Raw genomic sequence first — 25,332 nt, 5'->3', positions numbered from 1 at the left:
TGTGCATCAGGGCCTGAACGAAAAAGGCGACCTGAAGAGGTCGCCTTTTCTGTGCCAGATGGCTTAAACCGCGGCTTTGCGCAGGGTCGCCATGAACGCCGCCGCGCCAATGAACAGTCCGGCAAAGGTACGGTTCATGCGCTTTTGCTGTTTCGGTGTGCGCAACAGACGCAACACCTTGGAAGCCAGCCCGGTGTACCCGGCCATGACGATCAGGTCCACGCAAACCATGGTGACACCGATGATCACGTACTGGATCAGCAGCGGCGCGTGCGGATCGATGAATTGCGGCAACACCGCCAGCATGAATACCAAGGCCTTGGGGTTGCTGATGTTCACCAGGAAACCGCGGAACACCAGGGCCATTGGCTTGCCAATCTGCCGGATCGCCGCGTCATCACTCATGTCGCTGGGCAGCGCGCGCCATTGTTTGATCGCGAGATAGACCAGGTACGCCACGCCGAACCATTTGATCGCATAGAAGGCGGTGGCCGACGCCGTGAGAATCGCGCCCACACCGGCACCGACGATCGCAATCTGCACCGCGAGCCCCAACTGCAGGCCCAGGGCGTTCCAGTAACCGCGCCAGAAACCGTATTGCAGACCGCTGGACATCGACGCAATGGCGCCGGCACCGGGGGACAGGCTGATCACCCAGCAGGCGGCAAAAAACGCCAGCCATGTTTGAAGCTCCATTGCACACCTCGACATCGGATTCGTGACAGATGTCTAAGCTAATGCGGCTTTGGAGCGATGACCACCGATTTTTTTGCGGGATGTTACAACTTGAGGGCCCCTTCGCGAGCAAGCTCGCTCCCACATTCGATCTTCTGTGGACACAAAATTTGTGAACAACACTGATTCAATGTGGGAGCGGGCTTGCTCGCGAAAGCGGCCTGTCAGGCAACAAGAGACTTACTTTTCAAAACCGCTTGATGGGAAGACATCGCTGCCACGCCAACGCCTAACCGAACGCTGGAAGAACAGACTGTTGGGCACTTGCACCATCGCGCTACCCGTACCCAGCTCTTCTGCTTCGATGAGCGTGGTGTACAGCAGATTGATCGCTATCACCCGGCCTTTGACGCCGGGCTTGTCGGTGGTGTCCACCAACTCGACCACATCGCCCAAGCGAAACGGACCGACAGTGAAAATCAGGATCGCGCACAACAGATTGGAGAGCACGCTCCACATGGCGAAAAACGCCACGGCGGCCACTGCGACAAAACCCGATAGCGCCGTCCAGAGCACCGTGGCCGACACCCCGAGGCGCTCCAGCACGAAGATCAGCGCACTGCCCATGATCAGCCAGCGCAGACCGCCGCGCAACGGCATCAGCAACTGCGGCGGAAACGGGTACCGCTCACCGAGACGGGTCAGGCACTTGGCAACGAAACGCTGGGTGATGTAACCCGCCAACAGGATCAGCAGGATTTGCACACCGAGCCAGATCGGCTCGATCCACATCGCCGGCAGCGGCAGCTTGAACGCCTCCATCAGGACAGCGCCTCCAGCTCCGCCTGCATGCTTTCCAGCAGTTCCAGGGCTTCCATCCAGGCTTCTTCCAGCTCTGCTTCACGCACCTTCAGCTTGGCCTGCTCGGCCAGCAGGTCGCGCAATTCATTCTTGCGCAACGGTTCGTAGATGTCGCTGTCGCCCAGGCTGGCATCGATCTTCGCCAGTTTCTCGTGCAGCTTGCCCAACTCGGCTTCAAGCTTGTCAGCCTCGCGCTTGTGCGGCGCCAGTTGCTGGCGCAACGCCGCTGCCGCCTGACGCTGGGCCTTCTTGTCGGTCTTGTCCGGATTGACCGGGGTATTGCTGACCGGCGCATTGCGCTGGCGGTACTCCACCAGCCAACGGGTGTAGTCCTCCAGGTCGCCGTCGAACTCTTCGACCTTGCCGTCCGCCACCAGGTAAAAATTGTCGGTGGTGCTTTTGAGCAAATGGCGATCGTGGGAGACCACCAGTACCGCACCACTGAATTCCTGCAAGGCCATGGTCAGCGCCAGGCGCATTTCCAGGTCGAGGTGGTTGGTCGGTTCGTCGAGCAGCAACAGGTTCGGCCGGTCCCAGGCGATCAGGGCCAGCGCCAGGCGCGCCTTTTCGCCACCGGAGAAATTCAGCACCGGCTCGTCGATCCGCGCACCACGGAAGTCGAAACCGCCGAGGAAATCGCGCAGGGTCTGTTCGCGCTCGGTCGGCGCCAGGCGCTGCAAGTGCAGCAGCGGGCTGGCCTTGGAATCCAGGGAATCGAGCTGATGCTGGGCGAAGTAGCCGACCACGGTGTTTTCGCCACGGGTAAGGCGGCCGGACAGTGGCGACAGCTCACCTGCCAGGTTTTTGATCAGGGTCGATTTACCGGCGCCGTTCGGGCCGAGCAAACCGATCCGCGCGCCGGGGGTCAGTTGCAGCTTGACCTTCTCCAGCACGGCTTTGTCGCCGTAGCCCAGGCGGGCATCGGACAGGTCGATCAGCGGGCTGGAGATCTTCTGCGATTCGCGGAAGACGAAGTCGAACGGCGAGTCGACGTGTGCCGCAGTCAGCTCTTCCATCCGCTCCAGCGCCTTGATCCGGCTCTGGGCCTGGCGGGCCTTGGTGGCCTGGGCCTTGAAGCGGGCGATGTAGCTTTCCATGTGCGCACGCTGCGCCTGCTGCTTCTCGTAGGCCTGCTGTTGCTGGGCCAGGCGTTCGGCACGGGCACGCTCGAAGGCGCTGTAGCCACCGCGGTACAGGGTGATCTTGCGCTGATCGACGTGGGCCACGTGATCGACCACGGCATCGAGGAAGTCCCGGTCGTGGGAAATCAGCATCAAGGTGCCTGGATAGCTTTTGAGCCACTCTTCGAGCCAGATGATGGCGTCGAGGTCCAGGTGGTTGGTCGGTTCGTCGAGCAACAGCAGGTCCGAAGGACACATCAAGGCCTGCGCCAGGTTCAGGCGCATCCGCCAGCCACCGGAGAAATCGCCGACCTGGCGATCCATCTGCTCGTTGGTGAAGCCCAGGCCTGCCAGCAGCTTGCGAGCGCGGGCGTCGGCGGTGTAACCGTCGGCGCTGTCGAGTTCCGAGTGCAGGCGGGCCTGTGCGGCACCGTCATGGGCCGCTTCGGCTGTCGCCAGGTCGCGTTGCACCTGGCGCAGGCGCAGGTCGCCATCGAGCACGTAGTCGACCGCCAGGCGCTCGAGCGTGTCGACCTCCTGGCGCATGTGGGCGATACGCCAGTCGGCCGGCAGCAAGCAATCACCCGAGTCAGGGTGCAGTTCGCCCCTGAGCAAGGCGAACAGGCTCGATTTGCCGGCGCCGTTGGCACCGATGAGGCCGGCTTTCTGGCCGGCGTGCAGGGTCAGCTCGGCGTCTTCTAGCAGACGTTGCGGGCCACGCTGTAAAGTCAGGTTCTGAAGTCGAATCATAATGGCGGCGGAGTCTACCAGCTTCGCTCGCAACTGGCGCGAGTAGCAATATGTCCTCTGACCTGTGGAGCTTTTCCCTGACCTTTTATGCCCGCCCTGGTGTTGAACAGGCGTGCCTGCAACTGCAATCGGCCGGCGTCAGTGTGTGTCTGCTGCTGTGCGCGGCATGGCTGGGACAGCGGGGTAGCGCCTGTGATGAACAACGCCTGCAGCAACTTCGCGCTGTGGCGCAAGCCTGGGACGCCGATGTCGTGCATCCGTTGCGGGCACTGCGCATGCAATGGAAAGTTGCCGCCACCCGGGATGCCGAGCTGCACTCGCTACGTGAGCAAGTCAAGGCACTTGAATTGGAGGCCGAGCGAATTCTGTTATTGCGCCTGGAACGATCGGCCGAGGACTGGCCGCAAGGTGCCGCGACCGACCTGGCGATCTGGCTGGAAGGTGTGACGGCAGGCGCCGCCCACCTCGACCGCGACGCGCTGCATCAGCTGCGCATCGCGGTAACCGGCACTTAAGAAGCGCTGGTTGGGGTGGAGCTGTTGCTCGACGGTGCCACTGGCGTTGGCGCAGCGGAGGCAGTCGAGGCCGTTGCTGTCGGCGCAGGAGCAGCCGAAGCGGTTGGTGCTGGCGCTGGGGTCGCTGGCTTGGCAGCAGGAGCTGGAGTTGCCTTGGCGGCAGCGGCCGGTTTTTTCACGGCTGGTTTGGCGGCAGGTTTTGCAGCTGTCTTGGCAGCGGCAGGCTTGGCTGCCGGTTTCGCTGCGGCAGGTTTGGCGGCAGTGGCTGGCTTGGCGGCGGCAGGTTTGGCAGCAGCCGTTTTGGCGGCCGGTTTGGCGGCTGCTTTTGCCACCGGTTTGGCCGCAGGTTTTGCAGCTGGCTTGGCAGCGGTTTTAGCCGCGGCAGTTTTTGCGGCCGGCTTGGCAGCAGGTTTTGCAGCGGCAGTTCTAGCCGCTGGTTTGGCGGCTGCGGTTTTCGCCACGGCAGGTTTCGCAGCTGCGGTTTTGGCGGCCGGTTTGGCAGCCGGTTTCGCGGCAGCTGTTTTGGCTGCGGTTGTCCTGGCAGCAGGTTTGGCAGCTGCAGTTCTGGCAGCCGGTTTAGCAGCGCTGGCCGCAACAGGTTTTTTCGCTGCAGCTGTTGCAGCAGGTTTGGCTGCGGCTTTCACCGGTGCCCTGGCGGCAGGTTTGGCGGCAGGCTTGGCCGGCGCTTTTGCGGCAACCGGTTTGGCCGCGGCTTTCTTCGCAGGGGCCGCAGCAGGCTTGGCCGAACGCAGGGACAATGCCTTGCCGACAGCCTCTTGTACGCGACCAACACCTTGGGCCAGTTTCAGGCTTTCCTGGGCATCGCGCTTGAGTTGCAGAATGTAGCCGCGAGTTTCCGATTGACGATCCTTGAGTGCATCAAGCAGGTCCTCGAGTTCTTTCACCGCGTCCTTGGCTTTGGTCTGCGCCTTGGCCTTTCCGGCCGCCGCTGCGTCCTGCAATTTGGTACGGGATTTGTGCAATTTCTCTTGCGCTTTTCCGCGCTGCTTTTCCAGTTTGGCGAGCAGTTTTTCAGCATCAGCCAAAGCTTCGGAACAAGCGTTTTCGAGATGCTCGAGCAAGCTGCCCGAGAGTTGTTGGAGCAGGTGCAACGGAGTACTTACAGGCTTCTTGGTGGCCGACATGGTTTACCTCCTGGCTGGCGTGAGTGCGGCTCATACTAGACCTCTGCTGCTACCGCCGCTAGGGCATCTTGACAGTATCCAAAGCGCTGCGTTGCAACCAATTGAAAATGTTCTGCGTTGGCGCAAAAGCAGTTCACCGTTCAACGCATTCACGCTGGCATAATCGCCCGCAACTCAGGCCGGAGAGTGCCCATGTCGCGCTACCTTTTTTTATCGCTTTGCGTGATTTTTTCCGTGGCCAACGCCGCTGAAAAAAACCAGGAAAAAGAGGCTCACGATCTCGCTTACAGCCTGGGCGCAAGTCTCGGCGAACGCTTGCGCCAGGAGGTTCCCGACTTGCAGATCCAGGCACTGGTCGATGGACTGCAGCAAGCCTATCAAGGCAAGCCACTGGCGTTGAAGCGCGAACAAATTGAACGGATTCTGGCCGAGCACCAAGCGCTGGCTGCCACGCAAACGCCTGCGCCAGAAATTGAATTGGCCCTGGAAAATGAGCAGCGTTTTCTCAGCGAAGAAAAAGCCAAACCCGGTGTTCGTGAATTGGCCGATGGCATCCTGCTGACAGAGCTGGCACCCGGGACAGGTGCCAAGGCCGGGCCGAACGGCAAGGTGCAGGTTTTGTATATCGGTCGCCTGCCTGACGGCACGGTGTTCGACCAGAACAGCCAGCCGCAATGGTTCAGTCTCGACAGTGTGATCAGCGGCTGGCGCAGCGCCCTGCAAGACATGCCGGTCGGTGCGAAATGGCGCCTGGTGATTCCATCGGCGCAAGCCTATGGCGCCGATGGTGCCGGCGACTTGATCGCGCCTTTCACACCCCTCGTATTCGAAGTCGAGTTAAGCGGCGCTGCCGGCTGAACAGCAGAAACGAAAACGGTGCGCATCGCGCACCGTTTTACAGGCTTTGCAGGACCCAAGCTCAGGCTTGAACCGGAGCATCTTCCTTGTGAGCGGTGTGCAGCACTTCTATCAGGCAGTCTTCCAGTTCGAAGCGCTCATGCAGCAGGCCACCCAGTTCCTTGAACTTCTGCGCGACGCATTTTCCGGCATCACACAGGTCATTGAACGCGAGCAGCTTCTCGGTGATGACGTCGATGCGCGGGTAGATCGTCTCGGCGAGTTCCAGGCCACGCTTGTCGTTGAAGGCCTTGGCCTCCCCCGTCAGTTGTTCGTAGATCTCGAAGTGGCCGGCGGACACGTAGTCGACCAGCACCCCACAGAATTCCTGCAAAGGTTTTCGGTTTTCGCCCAACGCCTCAGGCTTCTCGCCGAGAGTGTCATAGGCCCGAACCAGTTCGTGACGTTCCTGCAACCAACGATCGATCAGCAGATGTACTCCACCCCAACGTTCCTGAGCATTCTGACAACTTTCGAGCATGGCGGTCTCTCTTCCCTTGTGGGTCATGCTGCTCTACACCTGTCGCACACTTGAGAATCAAGAATCGACCAGGCAGAGCGTCATCGAGCAACATAAATCCAATGACACGTGCGGGCCAGATTATGCCCGCACGACGGTGGCTTCAAGGTACGCAGACGATAAAGTTCATACAAGTGTTTAATCGCCGGCAAGAACCCGCGGCGACGAATCGCCGCCGAGCGGTCGTCGACTGATGCTCAAGACAAGGCGGGTCAACTGATAAATACCCAGAATCATCGCCGCAACGAAAAATAGCAGGCTCCATTCCGGGATACTCAAATCGAACAGCGTCCAGGCGATCCGCGGGCAGTCAACAGCTCCCTGGAACACCCTCTGCACGACGCGTATCCACGGTGCGCTCGTAAATACTTCGGCCAGGTCAGGCGAGCAGTCGGAAAATTGATGCACCGGATCGGTTTGCAGCAAAACCTGGTGCCAGGCCGTAAAGGTCCCCAACAGGCTGCAGGACAGCCCGAGCAGCCAGTACACAAAGGATCCCAGGCGACCGGGACCATGCACCGCAGCTGTCAGGCACACACCGCTCAACAGCGCCAGGCAAGCTCGTTGCAACAGACACAAGCCACACGGGCTTAGACCGACCGCATATTCCAGGTAATAGGAAACGCCCAGGGCCAGGGCACCTGCGAAGAACACAGTAAAAAACAGGGAGCGTGGGCAGGCCAACGACATGGCGTTTCCGTAACGATTAAGAGTCCGGCCGCTACGGTAGTGGAAAGCGCGCAACCCTTACAAGGCAGGCAGATATGGACATTTCAGCAAATACGTACGGAAATCCCGATAGACATCAGAGGATCTGACGTAGTGGTCTGTAGGACTTTGCTGATGCCCCATTGCGAAAGGAGAATTCCGACAGGACCAGGGATCGGATCGCCCCTTCGAGCGATCCTTCATCCAGCGATCAACCGTGAGCCAGCACCGGCAGCGGTGCCGCCAACAAGCGCTCGTCGAGCAAGCCCAAGCCTTCCTGGAACAGCTGGTTGCTGCGCTCGGTGTCGCCCATCTGTGCCAGCAGGCGTGCCAGTTCGGCGCAGGCTTCCGGGTTGCGCTGTATTCGCAAACTGCTTTCCAGATAGTCCCGGGCCTTGCCCCACAGGCTGCTTTGCAGGCACAGGCGACCCAGCGTCAACAACAGGCCTGGATCGGCCGGATGTTCTTTCAGCCAGCCCTCGGCGAGATGCAACTGGCGAGCCGGGTCACTGCCGCGCACCAGTCCATACAGGCGCGCCAGATGGCTGTCGTAGTTGCGTTTCAAAGCCGTGCGCAAGACCTCTTCTGCCTCGACCTGGGCACCCAGTTGCCGCAGTTGCTCGGCATAGGCGAGCACCAATTGCGGCTCCTGGCGCTGAGCCGATGTCAGCTGCTGCCAGGCGCGATCGAGCGCTTGCTGACCGAGGGTCCCCTCCTCTTCCCGGTGCGCCGCCAGGGACAGGCTCTCGCCCCAGGCCCGGCGTTCCAGTTCGGCCAGTTCAGCCGTTGGCAGGACTTTGTCCTTGCGCAGCTCAGGCAGCAGGCGAATTACCGCCGACCAGTCGCCTCGCTGCTGATGCAGGCGCTGCAACTGGCGCAGGACCTGTGCGTTATGTGGGTGGCGCTCGTGCATTGCCTGCAGGGTCGTCAGGGCGCCCTCGGTATCACCGCGATCAGTTTGCAATTGCGCGTGGTTCAAGGCAATCGCCAACTCGGCTTGGGGCTGGCGCTCCAGAGCACGCTCCAGCAGATTGTCACTTTCTTCGTAATGACCCTGTTCGTTGGCGGCGCGCGCAGCCCCGAGGTAGTAAAGCAGCGGCTGGCGCTCGGCCTCCGCGGCTCGATGTAAATGACGCTGTGCGCTGGCCCAGCGACCTTCGGCCAGGTCCAGTTGCCCGTGTTCGATCGCCACCTGGACCCGGCGACTGCGATTACGCCGTGACCATGGATTGACCACGCCACCGGAGGTCGTCACCAGTTCGACCAAGGCCTTGATGCCCCAGATGACCAGCCAGAGAACGGCGACCACGGCCAGGGTCGCCCACAGGCTCGATTCGTAGCGAAAGCTCTTGTAGGCGATCAGGACGTAACCGGAGTGCTCGGCGATGGCCAGGCCCAGCGCTGCGGCCACCGCAATGGCCAGGAACACGATCACATAGAGGCGTTTCATGGGGTGGCCTCCTGCGCGGTATTCGCCGCAGGTTTGGCCAGCGGCTTGATCGAGTCTTCGGCGTTGACGTTACGCCGCTCCAGATAACCCTGGACCGCACTCAGGGTGCCGGTCAGGTCCGGGGTGACCACGGAGACCGGCTGCCTGGTCAACTCGGCCACCTGCTCAAGCATCACTTTGCTCTGAGGATTGTCCGGGTTGAAGTTGCCCTTGAGCACATCCCGCGCCTCTGCCAGCGCCTGGGAATACACCGCTGGCTGACCGTTGAGCGCGGCCCATTGCGCCTGCTCCAGCGCCAGGCTCAGGGCGAGGCGGACCTGGCTCAGGCTCTGCCCGGCCAGCAACGGACGGACATTCTTGTCGGCGTTGAAATCGATACGGATGTAGCGCGAGATCTGGTCCCACCATTGCGCCCAGCGACTGGCGCCGTCGCCATCGGCGGTCAGCCCCAGCAGGGATTCGCCACGGTCCTTGTACTCGGGCGCAAGCTCCGTGAGGCTGATCACCTGGTCGCGCAACGCCCCCAGGCGCAGGAACAAACCGGTGCGATCCGGCTGCTCGGTGCTGCGCAAGGCCACCAGCGTCTTGGCCACTTGCTCGCGAGCGGCGAAAGAGCCGGGGTCATTCTGTTCACGCAGAATTTCATCGGCGCCCTGCACCAGGGCCTGGGCGCTGCTGATGTCCTGCAACGCCGAAAGACGCAGGCTGGCCAGACGCAGCAAGTGCTCGGCCTCGGCCAGGCGCCAGTCCTTGCGGCTGGCGCCGAGGACGGTTTCCAGGCGTTGATTCAAGCGTTGCTGGTCGCCCTGCAACTGAGTCACCAGGCGGCTGCGTTCTTCCAGCACATCGGCATTCGGCAGTTGCTCCAGGCGTGCGCTCAGGCGCTGTTCGTTCAGCTTCAGGCCCTGCGCCTGATCGTTCAGTGCCTGCACCTGACTCAGTTGCTGCTGGGTATTGGCTTGCAAGTGACGCACTTGCCAGACGCCCCAACCACCCACTGCGATACCGGCGGCACCCAACAGCAGCGCGACGATTGCCAGCCCATTGCCTCGGCGCTGCTGCTCGGCAGGTGGTGGTCGCAGTTCATCAAGAGGTGCATCAACCGGTGCATCGAGCACTGGCCGCGAGTCATCTTTAGGCAAGGCTGTTTCGCTCACGTATCCATCCTTTGCATTTAGAGAACGGGCACGGGATGCTCCCGTAACGCCGTCAGCAAAGCCGCGGCACTGGCGCCACGACAATCCACAACTGTCAGGGCCCCGGCGGCACGTGCCAGCTCGGCGACCCTGGGGCTTGGTACAAACAACGGCAACTGCGCCAACTGCGGCCAGGCATCGCCAGCCAATTGATGCAGGTGCTCAAAACCCTGTCCACTGCTGACCACCAGCGCGTTCAGGCGTTCCGCCTCAACCCGCTGCCTCAGGGCTGCCGCCGGGTATTGCGGCAGCTCGCGGTGGTACAACTCCAGATACTCGACACTAGCACCTCGCTCGCGCAAGCGCTCAGCCAGCAGTTCACGTCCACCCTCCCCGCGCAGGATCAGTACCCGCGGATCAGGTCGGGCAACAGCCTCGCGCAGCGCTGCAAGTTCGAGCAAGGCCTCGCTGTCATCGCCTTGCGTAGGGAAGCTGACGTCCAACCCGCGAGCCTCGAGGATCTGCGCCGTCGCTGCACCGACACTGAACCACTTCACACGCGATGCTTGCGGGCCAAACTGGTCGAGCAGTTCGACACCGATGCGCGCCGCCGGCTTGCTGACCACGATCACGGCGCAGTAGCGATCCAGATCGTGGAACGCTTCACGCATTGTCCCAGAGACCGGGATCGGCACTATGTCCAAAAGCGGCAAGCTGTTGCTGAAAATCCCCTGCTCGGCCAACAGGCTGCCCAGCGCCGCCGACTCATCCGCCGGACGCGTCAGCAGCAGGCGCCAGCCTGTCACTCGTGACCTGCCTCGCCATACACCGCCTTGAGGATATCCGCGGCGCCCTGGCTCAAGAGGTCTTCGGCCACCCGCACACCCAGGGCTTCGGCATCGCCACGCGGCGCACGCGCCTGGGCACTGAGCAGCAGACTGCCAGCGGGATCACCCACCAGCCCGCGCAGCCAGACCTGCTCACCCTCAAGCACGGCGTAGCAGGCGATCGGCACCTGGCAGCCGCCATTGAGGTGTTTGTTGAGGGCGCGTTCGGCGCTTACGCGGGTCGCGGTGTCCTGGTGATGCAGCGGCGCGAGCAGTGCGTGAATCTCGCTGTCCGCGGTGCGGCATTCGATGCCCACTGCGCCCTGGCCACCGGCCGGCAGACTGTCGTCGACGCTGATGGCCGAGGTGATGCGATCTTCAAAGCCGAGCCGGATCAAACCTGCGGACGCGAGGATGATGGCGTCGTATTCGCCCGCGTCGAGCTTGGCCAGGCGGGTGTTGACGTTGCCGCGCAGGAAGCGGATTTCCAGGTCCGGACGACGGCTCAGCAATTGGGCCTGACGGCGCAGGCTCGAGGTGCCGACGATGCTGCCCGCAGGCAACGCTTCGAGGCTGGCGTAGGTGTTGGAAACGAAGGCATCGCGTGGGTCTTCGCGCTCGCAGATACAGAACAGTCCGAGGCCTTCAGGGAAGTCCATCGGAACGTCTTTCATCGAGTGCACGGCGATGTCGGCTTCGTTTTCCAGCAGCGCGGTTTCCAGCTCCTTGACGAACAGGCCCTTGCCGCCGATTTTCGACAGCGGCGAGTCGAGCAGCTTGTCGCCGCGACTGACCATGGGTACCAAGGTCACGAGCAGACCCGGATGGGCCTGCTCCAGACGGGCTTTGACGTATTCGGCCTGCCACAGGGCAAGAGCGCTTTTGCGGGTGGCGATGCGGATCTGGCGAGAGGACATGGATCAATCCGTACTGAATAGATACGGCGGATAATAACAGCTCAGCCAAATCCACTTTGACTTGTATCAGAAACTACTCGGCCTCCCTGGCCCCGGATATCCGGCAATCGGGTGTGAAGTCCGCCATGCAACCGGCGAATCAAAGCTGTTGCATCATTTTCCGCACGCCGGCCACGTGGCGTCGGCTGACGATCAATGCATCACCGTTGAGGCCCTTGAGGAACAGCTGAAAATGCCCCAGCGGTGTTCGCTGCAAGCGTTCGATGCGCTCGCGAGCGACCAGTGCGTTGCGGTGGATGCGCACGAATCGGTCACCGAATTCATCTTCAAGGGCTTTGAGCGGTTCATCCAGCAATACCTCGCCGCTTTCGTGGCGCAAGGTCACGTACTTGTGGTCGGCGATAAAATAGACCACCTGATCCAGCGGGATCAGCTCGATCCCCTTGCGGGTACGGGCACTGATATGGCTGCGCGGGCCACTGCCACTCTCGGCGGCAGGACGAGTCAGGGCGGCGAGCTGGCCACGATTGGGCCGTTCGGCTTTTTTCAACGAGTCATGTAACTGTTCAGTTCTCACAGGTTTCACCAGATAGCCTACGGCGCTGGCCTGTAAGGCTTCCACGGCAAATTCATCGGGACCTGTGCAAAACACCACGGCAGGCGGGGTTTCGCGTTCGCACAATCGCGCGGCCACTTGCAGGCCATCAAGGCCTGGCATGCGGATATCGAGCAGCACGATATCCGGTTTGTGGCTGTCGATCAGTGCCAACGCTTCTTCGCCGTTCGTGGCGCTGGGCTCCAGGACACTGTATCCCTCGAGTTCACCAACCATTCGGCTCAGGCGCTCGCGGGCTAGGGGGTCGTCATCAACGATCAGGACATTCATATTGCGCTGGATTCCTGCGTGAGTCTCGCACAAGGATAGCGTAGACAGGTGAAGTGACGTCCGTCACCGCGATCCACGCTAAGACTAGCGCGAGCGTCAAAAAGTGCCGCTGGTCGGGCAGCTAAATTTTCATCGGCCGGGCGATTAGCGGCCCAGGCCCGCTTTGGCGACACATCGCCACAGGGTTTGCTGATACGCAATATGAACACCCCCTCTTCTTATAGTCCTCTTGCGCACCGAGAAGTGCGCTCATCCTACTGTCCAACTGTAGACGGTTGCCGGAACGATATTGCTCAATTGAAAAATATCGTTGTACTAATAGGGAAAACTGTAGGAGCGAGCCTGCTCGCGATGAACCTGAGAGCGACGGGTTTATTCAGAAAGCACGCGTTATCGTTAACATCCATCGCGAGCAGGCTCGCTCCCACACGTGAAATCCAGTCGACCAGTGTCAACGACAGGATTGGCAACCCTGTTATTATCCGCGGCAGCTTTCAACGCCATCTTTCTTCAGCCGATACGAGCGAATTCATGAGCACTGACAAGACCAATCAGTCCTGGGGCGGCCGCTTCAGTGAACCCGTCGACGCCTTCGTCGCCCGCTTCACCGCCTCCGTCACCTTCGACCAGCGCCTGTATCGCCACGACATCATGGGCTCGATCGCCCACGCTACCATGCTGGCCAAGGTCGGCGTGCTGACCGATGCCGAGCGCGACGGCATCATCGATGGCCTGAAGACCATCCAGGGTGAAATCGAGGCCGGCCAGTTCGATTGGCGCGTCGACCTCGAAGACGTGCACATGAACATCGAGGCGCGCCTGACCGACCGCATCGGCGTGACCGGCAAAAAGCTGCACACCGGCCGCAGCCGTAACGACCAGGTCGCCACCGACATCCGCCTGTGGCTGCGTGACGAAATCGACCTGATCCTCGGCGAAATCACCCGCCTGCAAAAAGGCTTGCTGGAGCAGGCCGAGCGCGAAGCGGGCGCCATCATGCCCGGCTTCACCCACCTGCAGACCGCGCAGCCGGTGACCTTCGGGCACCACATGCTGGCGTGGTTCGAAATGCTCAGCCGCGACTACGAGCGCCTGGTCGACTGCCGCAAGCGCACCAACCGCATGCCACTGGGCAGCGCTGCGCTGGCCGGCACCACCTACCCGATCGACCGTGAATACACCGCCCAGCTGCTGGGCTTCGATGCGGTGGGCGGCAACTCGCTGGACAACGTGTCCGATCGCGACTTCGCCATCGAGTTCTGCTCGGCCGCCAGCATCGCGATGATGCACCTGTCGCGCTTCTCCGAAGAGCTGGTGCTGTGGACCAGCGCGCAGTTCCAGTTCATCGATCTGCCGGACCGTTTCTGCACCGGCAGCTCGATCATGCCGCAAAAGAAAAACCCGGACGTGCCGGAGCTGGTGCGTGGCAAGACCGGCCGTGTATTCGGCGCGCTGATGGGCCTGCTGACCTTGATGAAAGGCCAGCCCCTGGCCTACAACAAGGACAACCAGGAAGACAAGGAACCGCTGTTCGACGCCGCCGACACCCTGCGTGACTCACTGCGCGCCTTTGCCGACATGATCCCGGCGATCAAGCCCAAGCACGCGATAATGCGCGAAGCAGCCCTGCGCGGTTTCTCCACCGCCACCGATCTGGCCGACTACCTGGTACGTCGCGGCCTGCCCTTCCGCGACTGCCACGAAATCGTCGGCCATGCCGTGAAATATGGCGTGGAAAGCGGCAAGGACCTGGCGGAAATGAACCTGGAAGAACTGCGCAAGTTCAGCGACCAGATCGATCAGGACGTGTTTGCCGTACTGACCCTGGAAGGTTCGGTCAATGCCCGCAACCACATCGGCGGCACCGCGCCGGCGCAGGTCAAGGCAGCTGTGGCGCGTGGTCAGGCTTTGCTCGCCAGCCGCTAAATCGCCAAAAGCTTCGCCAGCAGGCTGGCTCCCACATTGATCGGCGGCAGACATAAAATTTGTGTCTGCCGCATGCCACCTGTGGGAGCCAGCCTGCTGGCGATGCGATCTTAAGAGCGCTACAAATACCTACTTTTTGGACGCGACCATCGCCATGAACGCTGGCATCGCCGCTTCCTTGTCCGCCGCAATCCGCTGCACGTTCTGATTGCCCCCCAAGCGTTCCAGCAGCGCCTTGGCAGCCGGCAGCTCAGCCAGCAGATCGATGCCAAACAGCTTCTTGGCGACCCCACAAGCCAATGGCACGCTGTACAGGAAATACAGGTCCGCCACGCTCAGTGTTTCACCTGCCACGTAGGGACTGAATTTTCCGTGCCGGCCTAGCGCTGCAATACCTTGCAATAATTCGGCCTTGGTTTTTTCCTTGATCGCATCCGGCACGCTCGCGCCGAAAAATGCCTCGGGGTAGCAGGCCCTTCCCGGTAGCTCGATGTACAACTCGATTTCCTTGGCCAACGCCAACACCTGCGCCCGCTCGAATGGATCGCTCGGCAGCAGGGGCGTGCCTTTCTGGCTCTGTTCGATGTACTCGAGAATCACGCTGGTTTCATTGATGAAACCCTGCTCCGTGCGCAGCACCGGTACTTTTCCGCGCGGGCTGATGGCCAGCGCTTCCGGGCTGGTGCCCGCATAAAACGGTACTTCTTCGAATGGCAGTCCTTTTTCCAGCAGCGCCAGCTTGACCATGTTGTAGTAGTTGCTGACGGAAAAACCATAAAGCTTGAGCATCACAGAGCCTCCAGGCCGTGCGGGGTGGGCAGTGCCTGTTTATAGAACGCTCCAGGCTTTCTTGCCAGCAGCATCACGCTGCTGAATGCAGTTAAACTGATGACCTTTCCTTGAGGAGCCTGCCATGAGCGAGCCAACCGATATCGACACCGACGAAGAAGAGTTCGCCGAAAACACGCTGATCGAAGCCATCGAGAACCAGATCGAAAGCGATAACCCGCCAGCGGCCAAGGCTACGTTCAACAAGCTGACCCTGGTGGGTTACGAGCGTGACGAAATCCTCAACCTGATGGCCCACGTGCTGGCGGTGGAAATCGACGCGATCCTCGAAGAAGACCGCGCGTTCAATACACAATGGTACGAAGCGGCGCTACGCGCGCTGCCAGAGTTGCCGCCGGAAAAGAAATAACGCATCCCCTGTAGGAGCGAGCTCGCTCGCGAAAAACCCGAGAGCGCCGCGGGGCATCCGGGTTCGCGCGTAATCGTTGACGACCATCGCGAGCAAGCTCGCTCCTACAAACCCACCCAGACAACGGGAAAAGTTTTCCATCGCGAAAAAAGCCTGCTGCGAGCACTGGACATGCCGCACCAGCGGGTTCACCTTAGGGGCGCTGTCGCCAAATTCCTAGAAAGTCTGGAGTCCTTATGTCGCTTACCCCTGAGTTGGTTGCCGAACTGGAAGTCCTCGCACTCTTCAACCTGGACAGTTCCCAGGAAGGTTTGAAAATTCATCAGACCGCTGCCCCGAAACACATTGCCGCCGCCAAACGCCTGCATGAAAAAGAACTGATCGACCAGCCCGATGGCGGTTACCTGACCAGCCTGGGTCGTGACGCCGCGCAAAGCGTGCAAACCGTACTGACTATTCTGAGCGTTCAGGAAACAGCCTGAATTCCATCGGATTGCCCACGGAGACCCCCGCCACGGGATTTCCGCGGGCGCATTGCGCTGCCTGGCGTCGCCCTGCGATAGAAATCTGACGTCAGAAAAACAAAATCAGCTTAAAAGTCCCGGGGCTGAGGCGCTAAACTGCCCCTCATCCCGAGAGCCTCCACGTCCGAGCCCTGCGAGCCGGTTTGAGCTGACATGACCCGCACCCATGAAATCCGCCCCGATCTGGACGAGGGAGTCGACCGCAAGGTGCTCAGCCAGTTGCGCGCACGCTTCCTCAAGCTCAACGAGGGGCGCATGGCACGTGCCATGGAAGGGTTGTCGACGCGCCAGCAAGGGGTGTTGAACCTCCTTCCGCTGTTCTTCCACGTCAATCATCCGCTGCTGCCAGGTTACGTTTCGGGCAGCACGCCGGCCGGGCTGTCGAATTTCGAGCCGGATGCCAGCGTCCTCGCTGAAGCCCAGCGCCTGACCCGTTCCTTTTCCTATAAGCCGCGCCACGGCAGCAATCCACCCCGGCCGATTCACGGTCTGTTCCTGATGGGAAGCCTTGGCACCCTGGCCCAGGCTGAGCAGAGCGATATGGACGTGTGGGTCTGTCACAGCCAGGATTTGAGCGCAAACGAGCTCATCGAGTTGCGCAGGAAATGCCAACTGCTGGAAGCCTGGGCGGCCAGCCAGGGCGCCGAGGCGCACTTCTTCCTGATCGACCCGGTCCGCTTCGTACGGGGCGAGCGCGACAGCCAGCTGAGTTCCGAAGACTGCGGCACCACCCAGCATTACCTGCTGCTGGACGAGTTTTATCGCACCGCGATCTGGCTGGCGGGGCGTACGCCGATCTGGTGGCTGGTGCCGGTGTATGAGGAAGCCAACTATGACCGCTACACCCATACGCTGACGTCCAAGCGCTTCATCCGCGCCGATGAAACCCTGGACCTGGGCCATCTGGCCTACATTCCGCCGGGGGAATTCATTGGGGCCGGGCTCTGGCAGTTGTTCAAGGGCATCGAGTCGCCATACAAATCGGTGCTCAAGCTCCTGCTGACCGAGGTGTACGCCAGCGAACACCCCAAAGTCCAATGCCTGAGCCTGCGCTTCAAGCAGGCGGTGTTCGCCAACCGGCTCGACCTCGATGAGCTGGACCCCTATGTCGTGGTCTATCGGCGCATCGCCGAGTACCTCATCGCCCGCAATGAACCGGAACGCCTGGAGCTGGTGCGCCGGGCGCTCTACCTGAAGGTCAATCGCAGACTCACCGGCAGCGGCGGGCGCCCTCAGGGCTGGCAACGCTCGCTGCTTGAGCGCCTGGCCCACGAATGGCAATGGGACCATCGCCAGTTGGCCTTGCTCGACAGCCGCAGCCAGTGGAAAGTCCGCCAGGTCAGCTCGGAGCGTCGGGCTTTGGTCAACGAACTGAATTTCAGCTATCGCTTCCTGACCCAGTTCGCCCGCCAGGAACAAACCATCAGCCTGATCAACAAACGCGACCTCAGCGTACTCGGCCGACGCCTGTACGCGGCCTTCGAGCGCAAGGCGGACAAGGTCGAGTTCATCAACCCGGGCATCGCCCCGGACCTGGCCGAAGACACACTGACGCTGGTGTACGCGCCCAACCGGAAAGAACCGAAACAAAGCCAATGGGGCTTGTACAACGGCAGCCTGACCGTCTTGGAGTGGGAACATTTCGCCCCGATCAAACGCAGTCGGCATTTGCTCGAGTTGCTCGCCTGGTGCCACCGCAACGGCGTGATCGACAGCAGCACCCGCCTGGCCTTGCACCCGGGCAGCAGCGACCTGAGCGAATTCGAGCTGTTCAATTTGCTGGGCAGCCTGCAACAGAGCATTCCCCTGCCTTTGCCGACCGTCGCTGAAGAGCCTCTGCTGCGCGCCAGTGTACCCAGCGAGGTGCTGATCCTGGTCAACGTTGGCATCGATCCGCTCAAGCACCACCGCGAACTGAATATCCTGATGACCACCGAGCGCACCGACTCCTTGAGCTACGCAGGCGTGAGGGAAAACCTGGTGCTGACCCTGGACCAGGTCACGCTCAACAGCTGGAACGAAACGCTGGTCAGCCGCTACGACGGCCCCCATGCCCTGCTCGATTGCCTGCGCGACTATCTCAACAGCCTGCCCGGCGGCCCGCAGCAGCCCAGGTTGCGAGTGCGCTGTTTCTGCCACAACCGAGCGCAATTCATCGCCCAGCGCATCGAAGACATCTTCGACATCGCGCAGAACCTGCTGCTGAGCAAACTCAATCACCGCTACTTGATCCAGGTCCAGCAGCATTACCACGTGCTGGAGCTGATACCCGGCCAGGTCAATCACATCGCGCTGGCCACCCTGCCGGCCCTGCTCGATTACCTCGGTGAAGAACGGGCGAGCTACAGCCCGCTGCACCTGGACCCGATGGCATTGGACGACCACGACCTGGCACTGCTGCTGCCCATGGGGCGGCCGGACTGCATCCAGGTGTTCTACCGGGTCAACGAAGAGCAGGCTGATCTGTACGTGCTCGATGAATTCAACGCCTTGTGGCAGCAGCGCCTGCCGTGGCATGAAGAGCAAAGCCTGCTGGTGCCGCTGCAGCGTTTCCTGCAATCGATCCAGTATCGGCGCGATGCCGCGCTGCCGATGGAAACGGCAACGCCGGCGAGCCTGGATACTCTGTACTACCAACTACTGCCTTCAGGTACTGGCAGGGCACGGCGGATCGAGGCCCGATCGGCACCGCAAATCCCGGCCGACAAACCCTTCTATGACGTACAGGCGATCGTCGGCAAAGCCGCACCGGGCAAGGTACAGGTCACGTTGTACTGCAATCAGCGGGAGTTTTGCGAGCTGGAACATGGCGACCAGCTGTTCCGCGTGGTCGCCCGGGAAATCGTCGAACAACGCCGCGAGGCCGAACGCTACCGCTGTTACATCACCGATCTGGACCTTTCAGGCCTGCTCGGTGATGGTCAGGGGTCAAGCCATCTGTATCTGCGCTACAAGGCCGACCTGGAGCGCGCATTGAACGAGGCGCTCGGGCAGGTCTGAGAGGAGGTCACTCGGGGAAGGCGCCGCCGTTGGCTGGCTGCGATTCGACTTCAAGCAGGGTCAGTTTCAACGTCTTGCCACCCGGCGCCGGCCAGTCGATGTGTTGACCGACCTTGAGGCCCAGCAGCGCACTGCCGACGGGTGCCAGGATGGAAATCTTGCCCTGGTCGGCGTTGGCATCCTTCGGATACACCAGCGTCAGGTGATAGTCCTTGCCACTGCCTTCTTCACGGCAATGCACACGGGAATTCATGGTCACGACATCGGCGGGCACTTCATCGTGGCCGACCACTGTATCGGCGCGATCCAGTTCGGTTTGCAGCGCGATAACGCCCGGCAGCGTCTCGTCCAGGCTGTCGATCAGGCGCTCCAGACGTTGTACGTCCAGACGGGTAAGGGTGATGGAAGGTGCGGTCATGATCAGGGCAGACTCCTTTCTTCTGCACGAAAAAAGCAAAACCCCGCCAGAAAAAGGCGGGGTTTTCACAAGCCTCGATGGGTTGAGGCGTACCCGGACACTATCACAGCTCAAAAAATATACAAGCCGCCACCGGCGTACGGCGGCTTGACCTGTAGGAGCTGCCGCAGGCTGCGATCTTTTGATCTTGTTGTGAAAAATCAAAAGATCGCAGCCTGCGGCAGCTCCTACAAAGGCTTGCGCTGCGCGGCCTGGGCGCAGATGACCCGACGGCGCTCGTCATCCGCCGAGCGCCATTCGCGGATGTCTTCGACATGGCGCAAACATCCGAGACAGACCTTCTGCTCATCCAGCCGACACACGCCGCTGCACGGCGAAGGGACTGCCGGACTGACGTTGCTGTAAAGCGGCTTGGGTGGCCGCACGGGGGCTGGCTGGGTCACGGCGTTACAGGCCTTCGAAATCGAGTTCGACGTCAGCTTGTTGCTTGACGATGCGCTCGAGCATTTCGCCCAGCTGCTCTTCGCTCTTGTCGCACATCCAGCGCTCGCTTTCTTCGTCGTAGTCGAAGTGGAAGCCGCCGGACACGGCCGCCAGCCACAGCTGGCGCAAAGGCTCCTGGCGACTGAAGATCAACTGGCTGCCGTTTTCAAACTTGACGGTCAGCACACCGGCCGAGCTCTCCAGATCGATATCCAGGCCACTCTCGTCAAAAATATCCTCCAGCGTCTGCTGGGTGGCATCGACCAGATCGTGGAAACGGGCTTCGGACAAACTCATTACGGCAACCTCAAAAAGTGTCTGATCGGGCTCAAGCGCCGCAAGATACGGGCGAGCCCCGCTGATTGCAAAGGATAACGATCATGGGCCGATATAGGTACATCAAACACAGTTCCTGTGGCAGCGGGCTTGCTCGCGAATGCGCCGTGTCAGTCGACATCAGTAGTGAATGAATGACCGCTTTCGCGAGCAAGCCCGCTCCCACAGGGTTCGATGTGTATGCGGCAAGGCCCGCCGGACGGGAGCCCCGTCGCATAGGCAAGCTGCCGGGTGGCCGGTATACTCCGGCGCAATTAATGCATTTTCAAGGATTTCGCCATGAAGCGCCTGATCTCTTCCTTTGCTGCGCTCCTCGCGGTTGCCTGCCTGGTGTCGGCCTGCGGTCAAAAAGGCCCGCTGTACCTGCCCGATGAGGACCAGGACCCGACAGAGCAGGCCAAGTCCTCGCAAAAGCAGCCGTCCAAATCGCACAAGCACGACGTCTACCAATAATAAGGGAACATCATGGACGCTTTTAACTACCGTGACGGTGAACTGTTCGCGGAAGGTGTTGCCCTGTCTGCTATCGCCGATCGCTTTGGTACACCGACCTACGTTTACTCGCGCGCGCACATCGAAGCCCAATACCTGGCTTATGCCGATGCCCTGGCCGGCATGCCTCACCTGGTGTGCTTTGCGGTCAAGGCCAACTCCAACCTGGGTGTTCTGAATGTCCTGGCGCGTCTTGGCGCCGGTTTCGACATCGTCTCCCGTGGCGAACTGGAGCGCGTACTGGCCGCCGGCGGCAGCGCCGACAAGATCGTGTTCTCCGGTGTCGGCAAGACCCGCGACGACATGCGCCGCGCCCTGGAAGTCGGCGTGCACTGCTTCAACGTCGAATCCACCGACGAGCTTGAACGCCTGCAAGTGGTGGCGGCCGAGCTGGGTGTTCGGGCGCCGATCTCGCTGCGCGTGAACCCGGACGTCGATGCCGGTACTCACCCGTACATCTCCACCGGTCTCAAGGAGAACAAGTTCGGCATCGCCATTGCCGACGCCGAAGACGTGTACGTGCGTGCCGCGCAATTGCCGAACCTGGAAGTGGTCGGCGTCGATTGCCATATCGGCTCGCAACTGACCACCCTGCCGCCGTTCCTCGATGCCCTCGATCGCCTGCTGGGCCTGGTCGACCGCCTCGGCGATTGCGGCATCTACCTGCGCCACATCGACCTCGGTGGTGGCCTGGGCGTACGTTATCGCGACGAAGAGCCGCCATTGGCTGGCGACTACATCAAGGCCGTGCGCGAGCGTCTCGACGGCCGTGACCTGGCGTTGGTGTTCGAGCCGGGCCGCTTCATCGTCGCCAATGCCGGCGTGCTGCTGACCCAGGTCGAGTACCTCAAGCACACCGAGCACAAAGACTTCGCCATCGTTGACGCGGCCATGAACGACCTGATCCGCCCTGCGCTGTACCAGGCCTGGATGGACGTCACCGCCGTGCGCCCACGCAACACCGCAGCGCGCCCCTACGACATCGTCGGCCCGATCTGCGAGACCGGCGACTTCCTGGCCAAGGATCGTGAGCTGGCCCTGGAAGAAGGTGACCTGCTGGCTGTGCATTCGGCCGGCGCCTATGGGTTTGTCATGAGCTCCAACTACAACACCCGCGGCCGCGCCGCCGAAGTGTTGGTGGACGGTGACCAGGCATTTGAAGTGCGTCGCCGTGAGACGGTAGCCGAGTTGTTCGCTGGCGAAAGCCTGCTGCCGGAGTAAAACCATGCTGCTGCGTTTTACCAAGATGCACGGCCTGGGCAATGACTTCATGGTCCTCGACCTGGTCAGCCAGCACGCGCATATTCTGCCCAAGCATGCCAAGCAGTGGGGCGATCGACACACCGGCATCGGTTTCGACCAGTTGCTGATCGTCGAAGCCCCGAGCAACCCGGACGTGGACTTCCGCTATCGGATCTTCAACTCCGACGGCTCCGAAGTGGAACAGTGCGGCAACGGTGCGCGCTGTTTCGCCCGCTTTGTGCTCGACAAGCGCCTGACCGCGAAACGGCAGATCCGTGTCGAAACCAAGAGCGGCATCATCGAGCTCGATGTTCGCAGCGACGGCCAGATCAGCGTCAACATGGGCGCTCCGCGCCTGGTGCCGGCCGACATTCCGTTCCAGGCGCAAGAGCAGGCCTTGAACTATCAGGTCGACGTCGATGGTTCGCCTGTCGAGCTGGCCGCCGTGTCCATGGGCAACCCCCATGCCGTGGTGCGGGTCAGCGATATCAACAACGCACCGGTGCATGAACTGGGGCCCAAGATCGAACATCACCCGCGCTTCCCGGCACGGGTCAATGTCGGTTTTCTCCAGGTCATCGACCGGAGCCGCGCGCAGTTGCGCGTCTGGGAACGCGGGGCCGGGGAAACCCAGGCCTGCGGTACCGGCGCCTGTGCCGCCGCCGTCGCCGCGATCAGCCAGGGGTGGATGGATTCGCCACTGCTGATCGACCTGCCTGGCGGGCGTCTGTCCATTGAATGGGCAGGCCCTGGCCAACCGGTCATGATGACCGGTCCGGCAGTGCGCGTTTATGAAGGACAAGTGCGTCTTTGAGTGAGCCTAAGCCATGACCGATAAGCCCCAGGTGCCCGCCCTACAGCCCGACGAATCAGCGTCCGAAAGCCTCGAGGCGGCGGCGGTTGCCGCGTACCTGGAGGCTCATCCGGACTTCTTCGTCGAGCACGAAGACCTGCTTGCGTCCTTGCGCATTCCCCACCGGCGCGGCGATACCGTGTCGCTGGTGGAGCGGCAGATGACCATCCTGCGCGACCGCAACATCGAACTGCGCCATCGCCTGTCGCACTTGATGGACGTGGCCCGCGACAATGACCGCCTGTTCGACAAGACCCGCCGACTGATCCTCGCCCTGCTCGACGCCACCAGCCTGGAAGACGTGGTGATCTGCGTCGAAGACAGCCTGCGCCAGGACTTCCAGGTCCCCTTCGTCAGCCTCATCCTGCTGGGCGACAACGCCATGCCGGTGGGCCGCTGGGTAACCCACGCCGAGGCCCAGGTGGCCATTGGCGGCTTGCTGCTGGAAGACAAAAGCGTCAGCGGCAGCCTGCGCGAGCACGAGCTGGACTTCCTGTTCGGCGAAGAACAGCGCAAGCAGATCGGCTCCACCGCCGTCGTCGCCATCAGCCATCAAGGTATCCACGGCATCCTGGCCATCGCCAGCCGCGACCCACAGCACTACAAGAGCTCGGTGGGCACGCTGTTCCTGAGCTACATCGCCGAAGTCATGGGCCGCGTGCTGCCACGCTTCAACAGCTCCCTGCGTTCGGTACGCTGATCATGGAACGGCAACTGGACGCTTACTGCGAACACCTGCGCAGTGAGCGACAGGTGTCGCCGCACACCCTCTCGGCCTACCGCCGCGACCTCGACAAAGTGCTGGGCTGGTGCGCCAAGCAGAACATCGACAGCTGGGCGGCGCTGGACATCCAGCGCCTGCGCAGCCTGGTCGCGCGCCTGCATTCACAAGGTCAATCGTCCCGCAGCCTGGCGCGACTGCTGTCGGCAGTACGCGGCCTTTATCACTACCTGAACCGCGAAGGCCTCTGCGATCACGACCCGGCCAATGGCCTGGCACCGCCCAAGGGCGAACGCCGCCTGCCGAAAACCCTCGACACCGACCGTGCGCTGCAATTGCTTGAAGGGGGTGTGGAAGATGACTTTCTGGCGCGCCGGGACCAGGCGATCCTCGAACTGTTCTACTCCTCAGGGCTGCGCCTGTCGGAATTGACCGGGCTCAATCTCGACCAGCTGGATCTGGCGGACGGCATGGTCCAGGTGCATGGCAAGGGCAGCAAGACCCGTTTGCTGCCCGTCGGCAAAAAAGCCCGCGAGGCGCTGGAACAGTGGCTGCCACTGCGGGCCATGGCCAATCCGGCGGACGATGCGGTGTTTGTCAGCCAGCAAGGCCGGCGGCTGGGACCGCGGGCGATCCAGCTGCGAGTCAAGGCCGCGGGCGAACGCGAACTGGGGCAAAACCTGCATCCGCACATGCTGCGACATTCTTTCGCCAGTCACCTGCTGGAATCCTCCCAGGATCTGCGGGCGGTGCAGGAACTGCTCGGCCACTCGGACATCAAGACCACCCAGATCTATACCCATCTGGATTTCCAGCACCTGGCAACCGTCTACGACAGCGCCCACCCACGGGCCAAACGCATTAAAGGCGACGATTCATGACCCTCCAACTGATCACCTTCGACCTCGATGACACCCTGTGGGACACCGCTCCGGTGATCATCAGCGCCGAAGCCGTATTGCGTGAATGGCTGACTGAACATGCACCCAACCTGGGCGCGGTGCCGGTGGAGCATTTGTGGGCCATTCGCGAACGCATCCTGAGCATCGAGCCAAACCTCAAGCACCGCATCAGCGCCTTGCGCCGGCGCGTGTTGTTTCAAGCGCTGGAAGAAGCCGGTTATGCCCACGCAGAAGCGTCGGACCTGGCCGATCAGAGTTTCGAAGTGTTCCTGCATGCCCGGCACCAGCTGGAAATCTTCCCGGAGGTGCAACCGACCCTGCAGGCGCTGGCCAACCATTACACCCTGGGCGTGGTCACCAACGGCAACGCCGATGTGCGTCGCTTGGGGCTGGCGGACTACTTCAAGTTTGCGTTGTGCGCCGAAGACATCGGCATCGCCAAACCCGATGCGCGGCTGTTTCACGAGGCATTGCAACGCGGAGGTGCAACCGCCGAGACGGCGGTGCATATCGGCGATCATCCAGGCGATGACATTGCCGGCGCCCAGCAGGCAGGACTGCGCGCGATCTGGTTCAACCCGGCAGGCAAAATCTGGGAAGCAGAACGCCTGCCGGATGCCGAGATTCGCAGCCTGACCGAGTTGCCGGGGTTGCTGGCGCGCTGGAGCGGCCTAACGCCGGCTCTGTAGGAGCTGGCTTGCCAGCGAAGGCGGCCTCAAGTCTGTTGCACATATTGAGGGCCCCTTCGCCGGCAAGCCGGCTCCTACAGGGGCTACGCACGATTTTGTAACGCCCACGAAAAAGCCCGCAGCGACGGCGGGCTTTTTCA

Annotated in this window: 27 protein-coding genes; 12 read left to right on the top strand and 15 right to left on the bottom strand. The window is 61.6% G+C overall.

Annotated elements, in window-relative coordinates:
* Positions 1–63: 63 nt before the first annotated feature.
* The 3 genes from rhtB to ACYP2Q_RS10020 form a co-directional block, all read right to left on the bottom strand.
* The gene (gene rhtB / locus ACYP2Q_RS10030; RefSeq protein ID WP_046818468.1) at positions 64–696 is read right to left on the bottom strand and encodes a homoserine/homoserine lactone efflux protein; all 633 of its coding nucleotides are present in this window, start codon (positions 694–696) and stop codon (positions 64–66) included.
* Positions 697–915: 219 nt separating this feature from the next.
* Positions 916–1,497, bottom strand: coding sequence for a mechanosensitive ion channel domain-containing protein (locus ACYP2Q_RS10025; protein ID WP_459730312.1), 582 nt, complete (start codon positions 1,495–1,497; stop codon positions 916–918).
* Positions 1,497–3,407 (bottom strand): ATP-binding cassette domain-containing protein, encoded by a 1,911-nt coding sequence (locus ACYP2Q_RS10020; RefSeq protein ID WP_459730311.1) that lies wholly within the window; start codon positions 3,405–3,407, stop codon positions 1,497–1,499. The genes ACYP2Q_RS10025 and ACYP2Q_RS10020 overlap by 1 nt, the downstream gene beginning before the upstream one ends.
* Before the next feature lie 50 nt (positions 3,408–3,457).
* On the opposite strand from ACYP2Q_RS10020, the gene ACYP2Q_RS10015 reads away from it, so the two are divergent.
* Positions 3,458–3,922 (top strand): TIGR02444 family protein, encoded by a 465-nt coding sequence (locus ACYP2Q_RS10015; protein ID WP_459730310.1) that lies wholly within the window; start codon positions 3,458–3,460, stop codon positions 3,920–3,922.
* Here ACYP2Q_RS10015 and ACYP2Q_RS10010 read toward each other — a convergent pair.
* On the bottom strand, positions 3,919–5,067 hold the full coding sequence (locus tag ACYP2Q_RS10010) for an AlgP family protein (protein WP_459730309.1): 1,149 nt from the start codon (positions 5,065–5,067) through the stop codon (positions 3,919–3,921). The genes ACYP2Q_RS10015 and ACYP2Q_RS10010 overlap by 4 nt on opposite strands.
* A 192-nt stretch (positions 5,068–5,259) precedes the next feature.
* Between ACYP2Q_RS10010 and ACYP2Q_RS10005 the strand changes: the two genes are divergently transcribed.
* Positions 5,260–5,925, top strand: coding sequence for an FKBP-type peptidyl-prolyl cis-trans isomerase (locus ACYP2Q_RS10005; protein ID WP_459730308.1), 666 nt, complete (start codon positions 5,260–5,262; stop codon positions 5,923–5,925).
* Positions 5,926–5,986: 61 nt separating this feature from the next.
* Here the strand turns inward: ACYP2Q_RS10005 and rsd are convergent, their stop codons facing one another.
* From rsd to ACYP2Q_RS09970, 7 genes are all read right to left on the bottom strand, one after another.
* On the bottom strand, positions 5,987–6,445 hold the full coding sequence (rsd, locus tag ACYP2Q_RS10000; RefSeq protein WP_459730307.1) for a sigma D regulator: 459 nt from the start codon (positions 6,443–6,445) through the stop codon (positions 5,987–5,989).
* Between the two features lie 177 nt (positions 6,446–6,622).
* Positions 6,623–7,174, bottom strand: a complete 552-nt coding sequence (locus ACYP2Q_RS09995) for a disulfide bond formation protein B (protein ID WP_459730306.1) — start codon at positions 7,172–7,174, stop codon at positions 6,623–6,625.
* Positions 7,175–7,403: 229 nt separating this feature from the next.
* Complete coding sequence (locus tag ACYP2Q_RS09990) at positions 7,404–8,642, bottom strand: heme biosynthesis HemY N-terminal domain-containing protein (protein WP_459730305.1); 1,239 nt, start codon at positions 8,640–8,642, stop codon at positions 7,404–7,406.
* A complete protein-coding gene (locus tag ACYP2Q_RS09985) occupies positions 8,639–9,799 on the bottom strand; it encodes a uroporphyrinogen-III C-methyltransferase (protein WP_459730304.1) in 1,161 nt (386 codons plus the stop codon). Before ACYP2Q_RS09985 ends, ACYP2Q_RS09990 begins: the two co-directional genes overlap by 4 nt.
* A 17-nt stretch (positions 9,800–9,816) precedes the next feature.
* Positions 9,817–10,584 carry a uroporphyrinogen-III synthase gene (locus tag ACYP2Q_RS09980; protein ID WP_459730303.1) on the bottom strand — a complete coding sequence of 256 codons (768 nt, stop codon included), beginning with the start codon at positions 10,582–10,584 and terminating at the stop codon, positions 9,817–9,819.
* Positions 10,581–11,522 carry a hydroxymethylbilane synthase gene (gene hemC, locus ACYP2Q_RS09975; RefSeq protein ID WP_459730302.1) on the bottom strand — a complete coding sequence of 314 codons (942 nt, stop codon included), beginning with the start codon at positions 11,520–11,522 and terminating at the stop codon, positions 10,581–10,583. Before hemC ends, ACYP2Q_RS09980 begins: the two co-directional genes overlap by 4 nt.
* A 139-nt stretch (positions 11,523–11,661) precedes the next feature.
* Positions 11,662–12,408, bottom strand: a complete 747-nt coding sequence (locus ACYP2Q_RS09970; RefSeq protein WP_046818480.1) for a LytR/AlgR family response regulator transcription factor — start codon at positions 12,406–12,408, stop codon at positions 11,662–11,664.
* A gap of 531 nt (positions 12,409–12,939) precedes the next feature.
* Between ACYP2Q_RS09970 and argH the strand changes: the two genes are divergently transcribed.
* Positions 12,940–14,334, top strand: a complete 1,395-nt coding sequence (gene argH, locus ACYP2Q_RS09965) for an argininosuccinate lyase (RefSeq protein ID WP_459730301.1) — start codon at positions 12,940–12,942, stop codon at positions 14,332–14,334.
* Between the two features lie 129 nt (positions 14,335–14,463).
* Here argH and ACYP2Q_RS09960 read toward each other — a convergent pair whose 3' ends face one another.
* Positions 14,464–15,123 (bottom strand): glutathione S-transferase family protein, encoded by a 660-nt coding sequence (locus ACYP2Q_RS09960; RefSeq protein WP_459730300.1) that lies wholly within the window; start codon positions 15,121–15,123, stop codon positions 14,464–14,466.
* A 124-nt stretch (positions 15,124–15,247) separates the two neighbouring features.
* Here ACYP2Q_RS09960 and ACYP2Q_RS09955 point away from each other — a divergent pair, with 124 nt between their 5' ends.
* The 3 genes from ACYP2Q_RS09955 to ACYP2Q_RS09945 all read left to right on the top strand — a co-directional run bounded on the left by ACYP2Q_RS09955 (position 15,248) and on the right by ACYP2Q_RS09945 (position 19,056).
* Positions 15,248–15,532 carry a hypothetical protein gene (locus ACYP2Q_RS09955; RefSeq protein ID WP_459730299.1) on the top strand — a complete coding sequence of 95 codons (285 nt, stop codon included), beginning with the start codon at positions 15,248–15,250 and terminating at the stop codon, positions 15,530–15,532.
* A 236-nt stretch (positions 15,533–15,768) separates the two neighbouring features.
* The gene (locus ACYP2Q_RS09950) at positions 15,769–16,014 is read left to right on the top strand and encodes a TIGR02647 family protein (protein WP_056854120.1); all 246 of its coding nucleotides are present in this window, start codon (positions 15,769–15,771) and stop codon (positions 16,012–16,014) included.
* 195 nt (positions 16,015–16,209) lie between these two features.
* On the top strand, positions 16,210–19,056 hold the full coding sequence (locus ACYP2Q_RS09945; protein ID WP_459730298.1) for a class I adenylate cyclase: 2,847 nt from the start codon (positions 16,210–16,212) through the stop codon (positions 19,054–19,056).
* A 7-nt stretch (positions 19,057–19,063) separates the two neighbouring features.
* On the opposite strand, the gene rnk is transcribed toward ACYP2Q_RS09945, so the two are convergent.
* The 3 genes from rnk to cyaY form a co-directional block, all read right to left on the bottom strand.
* Positions 19,064–19,474 (bottom strand): nucleoside diphosphate kinase regulator, encoded by a 411-nt coding sequence (gene rnk / locus ACYP2Q_RS09940; protein ID WP_459730297.1) that lies wholly within the window; start codon positions 19,472–19,474, stop codon positions 19,064–19,066.
* Positions 19,475–19,701: 227 nt separating this feature from the next.
* Entirely contained in the window at positions 19,702–19,917 is a 216-nt protein-coding gene (locus ACYP2Q_RS09935; protein WP_459730296.1) for a DUF1289 domain-containing protein, read from the bottom strand.
* A gap of 4 nt (positions 19,918–19,921) precedes the next feature.
* The gene (cyaY, locus tag ACYP2Q_RS09930; protein WP_459730295.1) at positions 19,922–20,254 is read right to left on the bottom strand and encodes an iron donor protein CyaY; all 333 of its coding nucleotides are present in this window, start codon (positions 20,252–20,254) and stop codon (positions 19,922–19,924) included.
* A 318-nt stretch (positions 20,255–20,572) separates the two neighbouring features.
* Here cyaY and lptM point away from each other — a divergent pair, with 318 nt between their 5' ends.
* The 6 genes from lptM to ACYP2Q_RS09900 are packed head-to-tail and all read left to right on the top strand — an operon-like array spanning position 20,573 to position 25,192.
* On the top strand, positions 20,573–20,746 hold the full coding sequence (gene lptM, locus ACYP2Q_RS09925) for an LPS translocon maturation chaperone LptM (protein ID WP_459730294.1): 174 nt from the start codon (positions 20,573–20,575) through the stop codon (positions 20,744–20,746).
* A 12-nt stretch (positions 20,747–20,758) separates the two neighbouring features.
* Positions 20,759–22,006, top strand: coding sequence for a diaminopimelate decarboxylase (gene lysA, locus ACYP2Q_RS09920; RefSeq protein WP_459730293.1), 1,248 nt, complete (start codon positions 20,759–20,761; stop codon positions 22,004–22,006).
* Positions 22,007–22,010: 4 nt separating this feature from the next.
* Positions 22,011–22,841 carry a diaminopimelate epimerase gene (dapF, locus tag ACYP2Q_RS09915; protein WP_459730292.1) on the top strand — a complete coding sequence of 277 codons (831 nt, stop codon included), beginning with the start codon at positions 22,011–22,013 and terminating at the stop codon, positions 22,839–22,841.
* Between the two features lie 13 nt (positions 22,842–22,854).
* Positions 22,855–23,580 (top strand): DUF484 family protein, encoded by a 726-nt coding sequence (locus ACYP2Q_RS09910; protein WP_459730291.1) that lies wholly within the window; start codon positions 22,855–22,857, stop codon positions 23,578–23,580.
* 2 nt (positions 23,581–23,582) lie between these two features.
* Positions 23,583–24,482 carry a tyrosine recombinase XerC gene (xerC, locus tag ACYP2Q_RS09905; RefSeq protein WP_459730290.1) on the top strand — a complete coding sequence of 300 codons (900 nt, stop codon included), beginning with the start codon at positions 23,583–23,585 and terminating at the stop codon, positions 24,480–24,482.
* Positions 24,479–25,192 (top strand): HAD family hydrolase, encoded by a 714-nt coding sequence (locus ACYP2Q_RS09900; protein WP_459730289.1) that lies wholly within the window; start codon positions 24,479–24,481, stop codon positions 25,190–25,192. Before xerC ends, ACYP2Q_RS09900 begins: the two co-directional genes overlap by 4 nt.
* The last annotated feature ends 140 nt before the right edge of the window (positions 25,193–25,332 follow it).

Source organism: Pseudomonas sp. MHK4 (assembly GCF_054600775.1).
This window is presented reverse-complemented; position numbering and strand designations above follow the sequence as displayed.

What these genes read in the sequence shown, in the direction of transcription:
- ACYP2Q_RS10020 (WP_459730311.1), bottom strand. Translation starts at nt 3,407, where the DNA reads ATGATTCGACTTCAGAACCTGACTTTACAGCGTGGCCCGCAACGTCTG.
- ACYP2Q_RS10015 (WP_459730310.1), top strand. Translation starts at nt 3,458, where the DNA reads ATGTCCTCTGACCTGTGGAGCTTTTCCCTGACCTTTTATGCCCGCCCT.
- hemC (WP_459730302.1), bottom strand. Translation starts at nt 11,522, where the DNA reads ATGTCCTCTCGCCAGATCCGCATCGCCACCCGCAAAAGCGCTCTTGCC.
- ACYP2Q_RS09910 (WP_459730291.1), top strand. Translation starts at nt 22,855, where the DNA reads ATGACCGATAAGCCCCAGGTGCCCGCCCTACAGCCCGACGAATCAGCG.
- ACYP2Q_RS10005 (WP_459730308.1), top strand. Translation starts at nt 5,260, where the DNA reads ATGTCGCGCTACCTTTTTTTATCGCTTTGCGTGATTTTTTCCGTGGCC.
- ACYP2Q_RS09970 (WP_046818480.1), bottom strand. Translation starts at nt 12,408, where the DNA reads ATGAATGTCCTGATCGTTGATGACGACCCCCTAGCCCGCGAGCGCCTG.
- ACYP2Q_RS09900 (WP_459730289.1), top strand. Translation starts at nt 24,479, where the DNA reads ATGACCCTCCAACTGATCACCTTCGACCTCGATGACACCCTGTGGGAC.
- dapF (WP_459730292.1), top strand. Translation starts at nt 22,011, where the DNA reads ATGCTGCTGCGTTTTACCAAGATGCACGGCCTGGGCAATGACTTCATG.
- ACYP2Q_RS10025 (WP_459730312.1), bottom strand. Translation starts at nt 1,497, where the DNA reads ATGGAGGCGTTCAAGCTGCCGCTGCCGGCGATGTGGATCGAGCCGATC.
- ACYP2Q_RS09960 (WP_459730300.1), bottom strand. Translation starts at nt 15,123, where the DNA reads ATGCTCAAGCTTTATGGTTTTTCCGTCAGCAACTACTACAACATGGTC.
- lptM (WP_459730294.1), top strand. Translation starts at nt 20,573, where the DNA reads ATGAAGCGCCTGATCTCTTCCTTTGCTGCGCTCCTCGCGGTTGCCTGC.
- argH (WP_459730301.1), top strand. Translation starts at nt 12,940, where the DNA reads ATGAGCACTGACAAGACCAATCAGTCCTGGGGCGGCCGCTTCAGTGAA.
- ACYP2Q_RS10010 (WP_459730309.1), bottom strand. Translation starts at nt 5,067, where the DNA reads ATGTCGGCCACCAAGAAGCCTGTAAGTACTCCGTTGCACCTGCTCCAA.
- ACYP2Q_RS09945 (WP_459730298.1), top strand. Translation starts at nt 16,210, where the DNA reads ATGACCCGCACCCATGAAATCCGCCCCGATCTGGACGAGGGAGTCGAC.
- ACYP2Q_RS09995 (WP_459730306.1), bottom strand. Translation starts at nt 7,174, where the DNA reads ATGTCGTTGGCCTGCCCACGCTCCCTGTTTTTTACTGTGTTCTTCGCA.
- lysA (WP_459730293.1), top strand. Translation starts at nt 20,759, where the DNA reads ATGGACGCTTTTAACTACCGTGACGGTGAACTGTTCGCGGAAGGTGTT.
- ACYP2Q_RS09955 (WP_459730299.1), top strand. Translation starts at nt 15,248, where the DNA reads ATGAGCGAGCCAACCGATATCGACACCGACGAAGAAGAGTTCGCCGAA.
- rhtB (WP_046818468.1), bottom strand. Translation starts at nt 696, where the DNA reads ATGGAGCTTCAAACATGGCTGGCGTTTTTTGCCGCCTGCTGGGTGATC.
- ACYP2Q_RS09990 (WP_459730305.1), bottom strand. Translation starts at nt 8,642, where the DNA reads ATGAAACGCCTCTATGTGATCGTGTTCCTGGCCATTGCGGTGGCCGCA.
- rsd (WP_459730307.1), bottom strand. Translation starts at nt 6,445, where the DNA reads ATGCTCGAAAGTTGTCAGAATGCTCAGGAACGTTGGGGTGGAGTACAT.
- xerC (WP_459730290.1), top strand. Translation starts at nt 23,583, where the DNA reads ATGGAACGGCAACTGGACGCTTACTGCGAACACCTGCGCAGTGAGCGA.
- ACYP2Q_RS09950 (WP_056854120.1), top strand. Translation starts at nt 15,769, where the DNA reads ATGTCGCTTACCCCTGAGTTGGTTGCCGAACTGGAAGTCCTCGCACTC.
- rnk (WP_459730297.1), bottom strand. Translation starts at nt 19,474, where the DNA reads ATGACCGCACCTTCCATCACCCTTACCCGTCTGGACGTACAACGTCTG.
- cyaY (WP_459730295.1), bottom strand. Translation starts at nt 20,254, where the DNA reads ATGAGTTTGTCCGAAGCCCGTTTCCACGATCTGGTCGATGCCACCCAG.